This window comes from Azospirillum brasilense (assembly GCF_003349955.1).
GTDB lineage: Bacteria > Pseudomonadota > Alphaproteobacteria > Azospirillales > Azospirillaceae > Azospirillum > Azospirillum brasilense_B.
The window spans coordinates 22073-36299 of record NZ_QLKQ01000025.1 but is presented as its reverse complement, the minus strand read 5'-3'; the positions used below and the strand labels follow the sequence as shown (position 1 = coordinate 36299).

Sequence of the window (14227 nt, the reverse complement as noted above, 5' to 3'; positions counted from 1 at the left end):
TGACCGGCCAGAATGTCCCGGCGGTCGTCCATGGTGGGCAGTTCCAGGCGGACCGTGCGGTCGAAGCGCCCGGCCCGGCGGATGGCCGGATCGATGTCGTGCTCGCGGTTGGTGGCGGCGAGCGTGAGGACGCCCGGCGCCGCGTCGAAGCCGTCCATGGCGTCGAGCAGAGCGTTCACCCGCTCGGTCACCGTCTGGGCGTTCGGCCCCTCCGCGGTCTCGCGGTTGCCCAGCGCGTCGATCTCGTCGATGAAGAGGATCGCCGCCCCGTGCTCGCCGGCCTTGTGGCCGACGGTCTCGTAGAGGCGCTTGATGTTCTTCGCGCTTTCGCTGATGTAGCTGCTCATCAGGTCGGTCGCGGTGACGGCGAAGAACGGCACCTGCGCTTCGCCGGCCAGGGCGCGGGCGGACAGGGTCTTGCCGACGCCGGGGGGGCCGACCAGCAGGATGCCCTTCGGCGGCTTGGCGCCGAGCGCGGTGTAGCGGCCGGGGTCGCGCAGAAAGTCGACGACCTCCAGCAGCTCCGACCGCAGCGCGTCGGAGCCGCGCACGTCGGCGATGCGCTCGGCGATGGCCGACGGGTCGATGGGCCGCGGCCCGGTGTCGCCGGCACCGGCGAAGGTCCGGCCCTCCTTTCCAGCGCCACTTTTTGCGGCAGCATCGCGTTCGGCGGCCGCGTCGGGCCGCGGCACGGCCGGCGTGGTCGGGAAGACGTTCGGCGGGGGCGCCCAAGGCGAGGGTGGGGCGGCCGGCGCCGCCGAGGCTGCCGGCGGCTGGTTTTGCCAGGGCATCGGCCGTTGCGGCGCCACGGCGAACTGGGGCTGGTGGAGGACGGCGGCGAGCCGCTCCCGGCCGGCGGGCGTCAGGCGGACGCCGGCCCCTGCTCCGGCATGGCGCGCGCCGTCGTTGACGATCAGCCCGTTCGTGTAGGCGCTGCGGACGACGCGCGGGTCATGGGCGGTGAGCGTCGCCGGCGGGGCGACGCCGAACGGCGCGGAGGCGGTCGCGACGTCGTGCAGCATCCGCTCCAGGGGGCCGAGGTCGATGTCCCCGACGCTGAATTGCGGGCCGTCGATCGCCGAGGCCATCGGAACCTCGGTCACGGCCGCGGCCAGGGCCTTCGGGGTGCCCTGCATGCCGCGAAGCGCGCCGACCGCGCGCCCCAAGTCGGTGGTGTGCAGAACGGTGACGCCGAGGTCGCCGTCCGGGTCGGCGACGAAGCGCGTCACGGTGTAGCGGGGCAGCAGCCTGCTCTCGCGCATCGGCGCCGGGTCGCCGGGCAGCGGATCGCCGGCGTCCGTGGAGATGGCCAGGTCCGCGCAGTCTGGGGGCGCGAAGTGACGGCCCGCTCCGTAGTTGCGTTGCCGGCCGGCGTCGGTCCATCCGGCCTCGTCGACGAAGGCGGCGAGCCGGTCGCCGAGCGGGCGCACCCATCCCTGAATCGTCGGGTCCGAGGACAGGCTGTACTGGGGGCCGTCGATGCTGTTGGCGAGCAGCATCTCGCGGGCGTGGCGCTCGCCGTCCTGACGGGCGAGGACCATCGGGTCGGGATGGAACCCGTACTGCGCGAAGGCGCTTCCGGTCAGGGCCTGCACGACGCCGACGGCGCGGACGAGGCTGGTGGTTTCGAGAACGACGTGATCCCGGAGGTAGCCGAGGTCGTCGATAACCGTCTCCACGACGGTGTAGCGGGGCAATGCACGCGAGTCCTCCCCGTCCCCGTCCCCGGAAATCGGAACGCCGTCGCGGACCGTCACGTTGAAGCGGCTCGCCTTGTCGGGAGCGTAGCCGGTGAGGGGGTCGGGGCCGATCTCGACCCCGTTGGTCATCCAGCCGGCGCTCTCCGCGAACCGCGCCAGCCGGTCCTCCAGTGGCTCGACCCAGGCGCTCAAGGCGTCGAACCGCCCGAGCGAGAACTGCGCCTCGGCGTGGGCCTGAAGCACCGCGGGCTCGCCCGACGCGACCGGGACACCGTTGCGGACGGCGATCCACCCGCCGTCGGCGGGCTGCACCTCGATGGAGAGGCCCTGCGTTTCGGCGAGCATGGCCCCGCTGTCCACATCGTGTTCCCAGGTGATGGGCGCGCTGCCGAGCGGCAACGGCACGCCGTCCGTCGGCGGAGCGTCGGTCAGGCGGGGCAGCGCGGCGGATGCGGAGGGGACCGCCTCGAAGACGGTGTCCGCCGCCCCGCTCTTGACCAGACCGAGGTCGTGGGAAACGGCGCGGCCGTTGCGGACGTCCTCCGCGATGGAGGCGAGCAGGCGCCCGGCGATCACCCCCTTGAGGCTGGTCAGCGGGGCTTTGAACGCCCGAGCCTCGGCGGCGCCGACCGGCGACAGGCGGGCCTGCTCCGGCACACGGTCGTGCAGATCCCGCGCCTTCGCCAGGCTGGTCAGGACCAGGGTTGGCTGCGCCCAGGCCGCGTCGCGGTGCGACAGGTCGAGAGCGTCCAGATAATCGGCGCCGAGCGCGATGATGGCGGAGTCGTACCCACCGCCGCTCAGCAGCGCTTTGACTCGCATCGGCGCTCCGGTGCGGACCGCCCAGGCCGTGCGCTCCGGCGGGGTCATGTCGCGCAGCGCGACGTCGTAGGGAACGATCGGGCGGGCGCCCGGCAGGAGGCCGTAGCCGGCGGACAGGATGTGGACGTCGACCGTGGCCCCGGCCGCGCGCAACGCGTCGACGCCCGCCATCAGCGCCTGGTGATGCCGCCCGGCGTACATGCGCTCCGCCGGCATGGCCTGCTCAAACAGGGCGGCCGTCCGGGCCGCCAGATGGTCCTCGCCGGAGCGGAAATCGGCCGGCAGCAGCCGGTCGGGCGAATCCGTCGCCTTGGCGGCGCCGCATTGGGTGATGACGAGCAGGCGCGGCGCCGCCGCTTCGTCATTCGTAGTGATTTCGTTGGTTGTGGTTTGGTTCTTCGTGGTTTCGTCGGTGTTCCGGTTCTCGGGATTCCCGTCAATGAATGCGTCGGACGCGATCGGCCCGGCCGCCGTCGCGGCGCGGTCACGGGCGCGGGTCCATTCGGAACGCACGGCGTCCTCGGGCAGGCCGCGGAAGGCGGCCCAGGCCGTCAGCGTCATGTCCGTCGGGCGAGGATGGCGGGACCGGCGCTCACGCTTGCGCGCCGCCGCGAGCGTGGCGTGCACGGCTCGCTGATCGTCCGCTTCCCGCAGGGTGTCCCACGCCGGTCCGCCCAAACCGGTCCCGGGCAGGGCAAGCCAGGACGCAACGGTAGGCCAACCCAGGTCGCCGGGATGGCGGTGCAGCGCCGCCGCCTGCCGGGCGGCCGCCCAGGCGCCGATTTCCCGCGCGAGGTGCCGCGCGTAGGTCTTTTCCGCCGCCGTGGCGCCGTCGTCCAACCAAGCCCGGGAGTCCAGCTCCCGCGGGTCGAGACGGGCCGGATTCCCGGTCAAGCGGGCCTCGACGGCGGCGCGGCGCCCGTCGCGGTCGAGCGTCGCGTTGGCGGCGTCGGTCTGCCGGGGCGACCCGGCGCGGAAGGTGCCGCGGGCGTGGGCCATCAGCGCCGCGGGCACTCCGGTGAGGCGGAGCGGATCGGGGAGGGGGGTGGCCGGATCGGCGCCGAACGCGACGGCGGCACGGTCGCGCGCGGCGTCCCGGGCCACATCGGCGATCGTCGCGTCGTAGTGGCGGGCGGGAACCGTGGTGCCGTCGGCGAGGCTCTGCGCCGGGAGCGTCGCGCCGACCCAGCCCTTCGTCACCTTGCGCGGCCGATCGGGGTGGCGGCCGTTGACCGACACCCACAGGTCGGGATCGGGACGGTTTCCCGCCATTCCGGAGATCCGCCCCTGCGCGACGACGGTCCGGCCGGCGAGCTCGGCGACCGCCTCCGCGGTGGCCGCGTCGGACCCCGCGGTGTCGATGTGGCCGGCCACGAGCGCGCGCGCCGCGCGCGCCAGGCGCAGAGTCACCGCCTCATCGGCGGTGCGATCGCCGGCGGCCGCGGCGCGGGCGAGCGCGGCGCTGCTTGCCGGACCGTCGGCGAGACGGGCCGCGGCGGCGGCCGGCAGAATGCCTTCCGGCCCACCGGCCAGAGGGTATTCCCGGCGCCAGGGCTTGACGCCGTCCCGCACGGGCATCGCCACGCCGATCTTGCCGCGCGGCACCTTCCGGCCGGTGCGGTCGGCCATGCCGATGGTCACCTCCACGCTCGCCTCCGGATCGTCGGGGGCGCCGTAGGTCCGGGTGAGCGGCCCTTCGGCGATGGTCTCCGGGGTCAGCCCCGCAGCCAGCAGCCGGCCGGCCAGATCGATGGCGAAGCGGTCGCCGGCCGCGTCGGGACCGGCGGAGAACTGGGCGTCGTCGTTCTGCATGGGGGTCACCTCGTTCGCGGCGCCGGTGGAAGGGAGGGGCGCGCGGTTGCGGGGAAGGGGTTCGCCGCCGAACAAACCGAGGCGGCGCGGCGGGGCGGCCTCGGACGGCACGGCGTAGCCGACGGCTCCGGCGCGCGCGGCGTCGGTCGTGGTCACGAGTTCGGCGCGGACACCGTCGCCGGCCTCGGCGAGGCGCAGCGCGAGAGCCCGGGCGACGCCAGCCGCGCCGGTGCCGTCTCCCTCGCGGCCCGGCCCGGACAGCGCGGCGGCCAGGGTGCGCGCGGCGTCGGCATCGCCGGCCAGGAGGGCGTCCTGGAAGGCCAGCTCGGCCAAGGCCCGGCGGCGGGCCGGCTCCGACCGGTCGGCGCCGGAGACCGGATCGCGGTCCGGTTCCAGGAACGCCGTCCGCGGCGCGGTCAGGACGGGCTCGGCCGCCATCCGCTCCAGCAGGGCGATCCGCGGGTCGGCGGGCTCGGCGGCGCTCAGGGCCGCGGCGGCGTGGTGCAGGAAGGACGCCCGCGTGGCCCCCGGCCCCTGGTTCAGGCCGGAATCGATGACATGCGGGACATGGCCGGCGGCGACCGAGGTCTGCCCGGCCTCCAATCGCGCCGCGTAGCGTTCCTGCAGTCCAGCGACCAGCATGGCGCGCGCCCCGGCGAGCGCCGCGAAGCGTGCGCGGGGATCGGACACCCGTTCGCCATAGTCGCCGGAGAGGATCACCGAGCGGTCGCGCTCATGGAGCGGGAAGGGGCTGGAGGAATCGGCCGCTTCGACGCGGAACAGCGGGTAGCCGCGGTTTTCCGACGCGGGGGTGAAGCGGACGCGGATCGGCGAGGCGCCGAACCGGCCGGTCCAGGCACGCTCGGGCGCCGGCGACCACACAGCGTCCGCGTCGACGCCCTTGGTCAGGACACCCCGGACGGATGCCCGGAGCTCGGCGGCGACGCGGTCGAGGCGGTTCCGCACCAGCAGAACCTCGCCGCCGCCGGGCATCGCCACGGCGAAGCGCTCGGCGTCGCTCAGCGCGGCCGCCGCGTCGCGGTCGCCGGCGACCGCCACCATGCCAGGGGCGACGTCGACGACGGCCACGCCGGGGGTGCCGCCGTCCGTCCGGGCGGCGGCGTCCGCCGCGAGCCCGGCGATCTCCGCCTCACGCCCGCGAAGGGCGGCGGCGGCCCGGGACAAGGCGGTCTCCTCCTCGATGACGGCGGCGATGGACGGCCCGCCGGGGCCGCGCTCGGAAAGCCGCCGGGACAGACGACGCATCACGTCGTGCAGGCCGCGCCCGTCCGGCAAGATCTCCGCGGCCAGATGGCGGGAGCGGACGGCGCTCCAGTCGTAGGCCAGGGCGTTGAGGACGGTTGCCCAATCCCGGGCTTCCTGGCGGGTTTCCCACCGATCGACCGGACCGGCCGCGTAACCGGTCGGCAGATGGGTCACCGTCCACCGGCGCACCGGTTCCTCACCCTCGCCGACGATCATCCGATGCACGCCGAAGCTGCCACAGACCTCCGCGGCGACCTCGGCGGGAGCCTCGACACGCTGCAGGGGCACGCGGATCGTCCGGCGTTCCCAACGGTCGGCGGGGCCGGACTCGTTGAGCGGGTCGGGCCGCTCCGGATCGGCGTCGCCGACCTTGTAGACGGCGGGCGGCGGTGCCGCGGCGGTCAGCTCCTGCTGCTGTCCCCGGCGCGGTGCGCGGGCGCGCTCGACCATCTCGCCGCCGAACAGGCCGAGGCGGCGTGCGGCGGCCGTGCCCGCCACCGGCGCCTCGTAACGGCGTCCGGCCGCCGCGGTCGCGGCCGCCGACCGGCGGAGGGCCTCGGCGATGTCCTCCACCGTCCGGGCATCGGACAGCGCGCGATGAAGCACACCGGCGACCTCCCGGATCGGACGCCCGTCGTCGAGGCGTTCATCGGCGGGGAGCGTGTCGCGGACATCCTCCCATCGGTAGGGCAGCGCCATCAGGCCGTCCGCCCAGGCCCGGGCGGCCTCGACGGTCGGCAGCGGAAGGTTGGCCCGCAGGCCGGACGGCAGGTGCGAGACCGACCAGGACGGGGTTTCGGGCCGGGGGTCCTCCTCAGGAGCCCAGGTTTCATGCACGGCGAAGCTGCCGCGCACCTCGCCGGACAGGGTGCGGCTGTCCACCTGGTGCGGGAAGCCGATCAGGATGCGCACCGTCCCGGCGCGCCACGCGTCGGACGGGGCCGGGTCGTTGAGCGGGGCGCCATCGTCCGGAACGCGGTCGCCGGCCTTGAAGGCCACCGCCGCGCCGGCGGCCGGCGTCACCGCTTCGGGCGCCGCGCGCCCGGTGGCGGTCTTCCACACCGCCGCCGGAACCCGCTCGGCGACGGCGCCGAGGACGTCGTCGACCGGACCGAAGCGGGCTTCGAACTCCTTGACCGCCGTGGCCCAGTCGCGGCGCCGGTCGGCGTCCGGCAGGCCGGACAGCGCTCCGTTGACGATCCGTTCCGCGAGCCAGCCGCGCCGAACGGTGTTCGGCCCGACGGCGGGCTCCCAGCGCAGGGCGACCCGCGACCAGGCGTCCCCGCCGCCGAGGATCTCGCCGAGCGCGGATTCCTCCCCGGACAGGCGGTCGCGGTAAAGCGCGCCGCGGCCGGTGGGCCAGCCCAGCGCGTCCGCCCAGCCATCGCCGCGACGGTCGATCTCGGCGGCGACGGCGTCCACCGGGACGTCGGCGCGGTGGCCGACGCGGGCGAGACCGAGCAGCTGGCCGGCAACCGCTTGGTCGGGGGAGGGGTACGGCCCTTCGGCGCCGGCCGGTTCCGGCGGGACCATCGTCGGGACATCCGCGTCCGATCCCGCTTCGGCGCCGTCGGGCACGGGCTGCGGCAGGGCATGGCCGACCGGCAGCAGCACCGGCGCGGGCCGGACCTGCTCCGGGTCGAGGCGGCGGACCGCGGCGGCCCAGGCGGCGGCTTCCCGCCGGGTGGCCGGGTCGTTTTCCGCCCCGACCAGGGCGAGGTCGAGCCGGCGCGCGGCCTCGGCGTGATCCAGCATGCGGTTGGCCAGGATCGCGTCGACGCGCTGCGGGTCGGGATCGGGGAGCTGGAGGATCTGTTCGATCTTGCGCAGCTCGGCCTTCATGGCTTCGATGGCCGATGCGTCGCCGAGACTGCGCAACGGAACGGCGCGCAACTGCGCGATCTCGGCCGCCGCCGCCGCCCGCATCCGCTCCAGCCCTTCCGCCCTCTCCACGACGCCGCGCAAGGCGGCTTCGAGCGACCCCGCGGCCCCCAGGGGCGTGCGGAGATTCAAACGGATGTCCGTGGCCCCGTCCGGCGTCGCCAGCACCATCAGCGGGGTCTGGCGGTGACGCAGCTCCGGATCGGCGGGGAGCAGGATCGGCCAGGGGCCGGCGGTGCCGACGGTGCGTTCGCCCGCCGGAGGCACGGAGACGTCGGCGCGGAACGCCTGCTGCCGGTCGGCCTCCGCCTTGAGCAGGGCGGTGAGCGCCTCGCCGAGCGCGCGGCGGTCGGCCGGCTCGGCGCCGTCGACGATGATGGGCAGCCGGCCGTCGAGCACCCCGCGCGCCGTCTCGGCGGCGTCGCGGGCGCCGGGCAGACGGGCGTCGAGGTCGGCGACGGTGCGGCCGAGGCGGGCGATCTCGCGGTCGAACCGGTCGCGCTCACGCTCGACGGCCCGCCGCGCAGCCTCTGCCTCGACGATCTCCGCCTCGAGCTGGGCGCGCCTCAGCAGCAGCGGGTTGCCGGTGGCGATGGCCATGATGTGGGCGGGCGACAGCTCCGCCGGGTCCTCGTCGCGCATCGACCGCAGCCCCAGCGTGCCGCGCAGGAACTCGCGGATGAAGCGGTCCTTGGCCGCCTGGAGCTGCCAGCCGAAGGCGTCGAAGGTTCCCTCGGTCACGTAGCGCAGGCTGTGGACCTCGGGCAGGGGGTTGCCCTGGCGCTCGGCCCTGCGGTCGCGCTGGTTGACGTGGGCCGGCAGCCAGGGGCAGTCGAGCTGGTGGACGGCGATGAGGCGGTCCTGGACGTTCACGCCTGTGCCCAAGCGTTCGCTGCTGCCGATGCCGACGCGCATCGTGCCGCGCTTCAGCGCGTCCTTCAGCCGTTCGCGCTCGCGCCCTTCGGCCTCCCAGAAGTCGGCGATGTCTTCGGCGGGCACGCCCGCCTCGACCAGCAGGTCCTTGAAGAGCTGGCGGAGCGTGAAATCGCCGCTGGTCTTCGTCGGGTGGATGCCGACGTCGAAGAAGGCGAGCTGGGTGGTTCCCGGGTTGTCGCGCGCGATGCGGGCGACGTTGTCGGCGGCCTGGTGGATCTTCGACTGGGCGAACTCGCGTCCTGCGGGATCGACCAGCCGCATGTCGAGCGCGGCGAGCCGGCCCTCGGTGGCGATCTTCAGCATGTTGTCGTCGCGCGGATCGGCGGACTTCAGGTTCGCCGCGCGCGTGCCCAGGCGGGCGATGAAGTCGCGCTGCGCCTGGCTCGGCGGGGCCGAGACCACCTGCACCATCTTGCGCGGCCGCTTCACGCCGGGGATGTCCTCAACGAAGACGACGTCCATCACCCGGTCGGACAGGCGGCGCAGCTCAAGGAGGTTGTCGTAGCCGGCCAGGCGGGTCACCGGGCGCAGGCGGCCGACCACATCGATCTCGAGCGTGGTGTCGATGTCGGCGAAGGTGTGGGCCCAGGCGTCGAAATGCTCGATGCCGGCCCGCGCCAGATCCTCGTACTGGAGGAACCGCTGCAGCGTGTACAGCTCCGCCACGCTGTTGCTCAGCGGCGTGCCGGTGCCGAGGAGAACCCGGTTGCCATGGTCCTGGAGCCAGCGGCAGCGCGCGAACATCCGGGCGGCCCGCTGGCTGGCCTGCGAGGGCAGGCCGCGGATCTCGCCCAGCGAGGTCGGCACGTAGAGGTTCTTGTAGCGGTGGGCCTCGTCGACCGCGATGTGGTCCACGCCGAGATCGTCGAAATACACCGCGTCGTCGCGGCGCCCCTCCTTCAGCAGGCCTTCGATGCGCGCCTCGATCTCGGCGATGCGCGTTTCCATGTGCTTGACGGTGCGCTCCGACTCGTCCGGGTCGAGCCCGTGCAGAGCCTCGCGGTACGCCGCCTTCTCCTCATGGAGGAAGCGTTCCTCCAGGGCCGGGGAGAGCGGGATCATGTCGAAGGGGTCGTGGGGGACCACCACGAGATCCCAGTCGCCGGTGGCGACGCGCCCCCAGAAGCGGCGGCGCTCCTCGGGCGTCACGGTCTGCTTGTCCGGCCAGGCGAGGATCTTGGCCGCGGGATACATCGCGCGGGCCGTCTCGACGACGCTGTCCGGCCCGTAGAGCGTGGTGGCCTGCACGGCGAGCAGGGGCTTGCGGTGCAGCCCCATGCGCTTGCCCTCGACGCAGGCCGCCACCAGGGCGAAGGTCTTGCCGGCACCGGCCTCCCAGCCGAGCAGCGTGGAGCCCTGCAGGGCGCGCCAGACGCCGTTCTTCTGGATGGCGCGCGCCCGGGCGGCCCATTCCGGCGCCATGGTCGGAAAGGTCAGATGGCCGCCGTCGTAGACCCGCGCGACCGACCGGTTGAAGCGTTCGTTGTAGACGCCGGCCAGCTCGGCGCGCCGCTCGGGGTCGCGCCAGATCCAGTCGCGGAACGCCCCTTGGATCTCGCGCACCTTCATCCGCGCGGCCAGGGTCTCCTCGGCGTTGATGACGTGTCCGCCGTCCTTCGTCTTGTCCTTGATCACCGGCGGCCGCCCCGAGAGGGCCGCCAGCATCAGCTCGGCGCCGTCGGCGCGGTCGGTCGCCCAGGTGGTGGCGACGCCGGGCGCCGTCCGGTGGCCGCCGGTGACGCGGAACTCCCAGCGCCCGTCCACCGGCGAGTAGCCGACCTCGACCGCCTCCGGCGGGATCTGGAAAAGCTCGGCGGCGAAGCGGCGAATGTGGGCGGGGGCCACCCAGGGCGCCCCGAGGCGGGCGGCGATCTGGTAGAAGGGGATGGGGTCGGGCTGCACCGCCTCCAGCGCCTGGACGTTGCGGGCGAAGCGCTCCTCCGTCTGGGCGGCGAGACGCGCCACCTCAAGGCGGGACCGCACGTCGCCGGTCAGGTAGTCGTCCCGCGTCACCAGCCGGCGGGTCGCCGGGTCCTCGAAGGCCAGACCGGTGTCGACCAGGCGACTCTCGACCTCCGCCGGCGCGGTGCCGAGCAGAGCGGCCATGCGGGCGCTGTCGATCGCTCCGGACTCGTTGAGGACGATGGCCAGGGCGTCGTCCAGCGTGGCCGCGCGGTCGGGCGGCGTCACGGCGGCCAGCACGTCGCGCTCGAACACGTCCGCCCGGTGGATGGCGCCGTCCGGAGCCACCTGCTCGAGGGCGAACAGCATCGGCCCGTCGGGGTCGGCCGCCAGCAGGCGGACCGCCCGGCGGCCGCGCATGGCGCCGTGCGCGGCGACGAACGCCTCGTAGGCTTCGCGCAGCGCGGCGCGCCCGGCGTCGCGTTCGCCCTGCGGGCGGCCCTCCCGCTGAGCGGCGAACACGCGGCGCAGCGCGTCGCGGACCGCCAGCCCGTCGCGGACGAGCCGCTCCTCGGCGGCGGTGAAGGGGCGATCGCCGATCGCCGGAACGGCGAGGGCGCCGTCGACGACGACGCGCAGCGCGCCCGCGGAGTCGAGCAGGTAGGAGCCTTGGCGGGCGGTCGCCGGCGCCGTCTCCACGGCCTGGACCGGAGAGCGCTCCACGGGCTTCCACAGGTCGGTGGGGAGTGCCGCGAGACGGTCCCGCAACTCGGCCGCGGCGCGCTCCGGCACGTTGGACGGCTTCAACCGCGGAAGGCGGGCGGTGACGTCGGGATGCTCGCCGGCGTGGTTGGTGCCCGAGCGCTCCAGGCGTCCGATCACCCGGTCGGGATGGTCGGCGAACCAGCGGTTCACCTTCATCTCCGGGCCGCCGAGCGGGTCGCGCACGGTCTGGACCGCGATCCAGTCCGGCTCGGCGGCGATCACCGCGTCGCGCTCGGCGGCGCGCAGGGACGACAGCGGTTCGGCGCGCTTGCGCAGGACCAGCAGATCCGCGGCGACCTCGGTGCCGGCGGATTGCCCGGCCCAGTTGGCCGGCAGCCGCACGGCGGTGACCAGCTCCGCCTTGTCGCGCAGGGCCTCGCGGACGCCCGTGTCGGCGGCGTCGAGCGTGAAGGTGCTGGTGATCAGCGCCGCGACGCCGCCGGGCCGCAGCAGATCCACGCTCTTCAACAGAAAATGGTTGTGGACGGTGGGCTTCAGATCGGCGTAGCGCGCGTCGAACAGGTGGTACTTTCCGAAGGGGACGTTGCCGACGGCCAGGTCGAACCAGTCGTCGGGAATCGCGGTCCGGGCGAAGTTCTCCAGCCGGATGTCGGCGCCGGGATAGAGCAGGCGGGCGATGCGGCCGCTGACGCTGTCGAGCTCGATCCCGGTGACGGCGGCGTCGCGCAGGGCCTCCGGCATCAGGCCGATGAACCAGCCGGGACCGCAGCCCGGCTCGAGCACCCGCACCGGGTGATCCGGGCTGGCCGTGACGCCGGCGGCCGCGAGCGCGTCCCACATGGCCGCGGCGACGCGGCCGTCGGTGTAGTGGGCGTTCTTCACGCTTTCGCGGAGCGCCGCGTATTCGTCCGGGTCGAGCAGCGCCTGCAGCGCGTCGGCGTAGGGCTGCCAGCCCTGCTCGGCGGCCCGCCACGGTTCGAAGACCTGGGGCACGCCGCCGAACCCCGAATAGGCGGCGAGAAGCCGGCGCTCGTCGTCGGTCGGCAGCCGCCCGTCGGCCTCGACGAGAAGCAGCGTCTCGATGGCGGCGATGTTGTCGGCGGCGCGGTGCTTGGGGCTGCGGGTGCCGAGCCGGGCGGGGTCGGCGATGACGTGGTTGCGCGGCGCCGCCGGGGCGACCGACAGCACGCCCCCGGACGGGACGGCCTCCGCCCCGGTGCCGGCGCTGAACTGGAGCCGCGAGCGGAGCCGCAAAGGCGGGGATGGGACCAGCTCGGTGCGCGGGTTCTGCGCGACCACCATTTCGGCCGGCCAAGCGGGCGTGTCCGGCATGGCGACGCGCGCGCGTCCGCCCGGATGCTCCATCCCAGCCAGGGCGGCCGGACGCCAAGGCATGATCCCCCAGCGCGGCTCGAGCGGCCACGGCACGGCGTCGTCGCGCAGGTGGAGGCGGACCGGCACGCGCTCGATCCCCATCTCGCGGGCGAGGTGGACGATGCCGATGGCACGGCACCCGATGACCTCGGCGGTGCCCGCCGGGGCGTCCCCGGGCCGGCTGAAGCGCCCGGGGGCGGCGGAGAAGCCCTGAGCGCGGGCTTCCGCATCGGGCATGCGCAGGGTCAGTTCGGGAAGCGCTTCGGCGCCGCCGTCGGCGATCTCGCCGCGCAGGCGCTCGAGGTCCGGCGGCGGATTATCCAGGCCCGGCCGCGGGGCCGCGGTGAGGGCGAGCAGCGCCGAGGGGGCCATGTGCACCAGCGTGTCGCGGCACAGCGGGTCGGCCGCCTGGCGGCGGGCGGCGTCGAGCGCGGCGGCGGCGACGAGGCGGTCGCCGTCGGCCGCCGCCGCCGCCAGACGGGCCTCGGCGGCCCGCCAATGCAGGTCGTCGGAGCCGAAGCGGTCGGGGGGCTGCCAAGGCCCCGCGCCGAGGCTGTACTGGCGGGGGTCGGTGGCGTCGCCGATCAGCGGCCGCTGGGTCCGCAAGGCCTTCGGGTCGCGCCGGGCGAGCTTGGCGGCCCGGCGCCCGTAATCGCCCTCGTAGGCCCGCTCGAACAGGTCTTCGGCCGTCTGGAAGCCGCGGGAGTCCAGCCAGTTGGCCAGCCGCCCGCAGAAGCGTCCGACCCGCTCGAACACCCGCTGGGCACGCGGGCCGCTGCGGTCGCGCCGCGCCGCCCAGGCGCCGAAGGCGTAGGCGACCCGTTCGCGGTGCGACAGCTGCTCGGTGCCCGGGAACTCCTCGGCCAGCACCTGCTGGTCCTTCTCGCTGAGCAGCGCCTCCAGGCTGTGCCAGCCCTCGTGGTAGACGGTGTCGAGCGGGTCGAACCGGGCAACGTCCATGGAGATGGACGCCAGCCCCTTCGCGCGCTCGAACATGCCGGCCACGCGGATGCGGCCGTCGCTCGCCGCACCGCTGGCCACCAGGGCGGCGCCTTCTCCCCACAGCTCCTGGACCGCCGTGACGCCGATGGTCGGGTTGAGGCGTCGCGCCGCCTGCAGCAGTTGCCGGCGGAAGGCGGCGATGTCGCGCGCCGCCTCCTCGGGCACGCGGACGCCGAGATCGCCGAGACGGGCCACGGCGTGCGTCGCCTCGACGCTCGCCGCCCGGTAGAGGTGCGCGGCGTCATCGAAGGCGGCGACGGCGTCGTGGGGCACGCCGGCGCGCGCCAGCACCCTCTGGGCGCGGCGGCGCGCCTTGGGAAGGCCGCCCTCCGCGAGGACGGCGAGCGCGGCCTCGACCGCCTTCCCGCGGCCCCGCTTCGCCGCCCGCCACACGGCGCGCCGGGCATCCTCGCAGCGCGCCCAGGCCGAAGATTCCGACGTCATGGACAGCGCGTAATCCTCCGCCGGCGTGCGGTGCGGCGGGCGGCGAAGCGCGAACGTGGTGTCCTCCGAGTCGCCGGAAACGGTCATCGAAACGTCGCTCATCGGTCTTCTCCCGCCGCGAAGGCGTTCGTGGGGTCGTCGGAATGGGGGGCATCGCCGGGCGTCGGTCCGGCGGCTTCGAAGGCGGCGCGCTCCAGCGCCGCAGCGGGATCGGCCCCGGCGGCCAGGGCGGCGGCGAGGCTGTCGGCGTAAGCGTCGGCCGCCGCCTCGAGGGCGTCCTCGGGCAGGCCGAGACGGCGCAGACGGTGGAGGAGCGGATCGACGGGCACCGGCTTGCGACGGGAACCCCCGGAAGCGTGCAT

General features: G+C 74.8%; 2 protein-coding genes (1 of these 2 only partly in view). Both read right to left on the bottom strand.

Features of this window, described 5'->3' with window-relative positions; genetic code table 11:
- Positions 1–13967, bottom strand: partial view of an AAA family ATPase gene (locus DXK32_RS13285; protein WP_114858942.1) — the 5' portion only. It extends 13153 nt beyond the left edge of the window; 13967 of the gene's 27120 nt are visible here — the first part of the coding sequence; it begins with the start codon at positions 13965–13967; the stop codon falls past the left edge of the window.
- Positions 13964–14227: a hypothetical protein gene (locus DXK32_RS13280; protein WP_247877126.1), complete on the bottom strand. Its 264-nt coding sequence runs from the start codon at positions 14225–14227 to the stop codon at positions 13964–13966. The genes DXK32_RS13285 and DXK32_RS13280 overlap by 4 nt, the downstream gene beginning before the upstream one ends.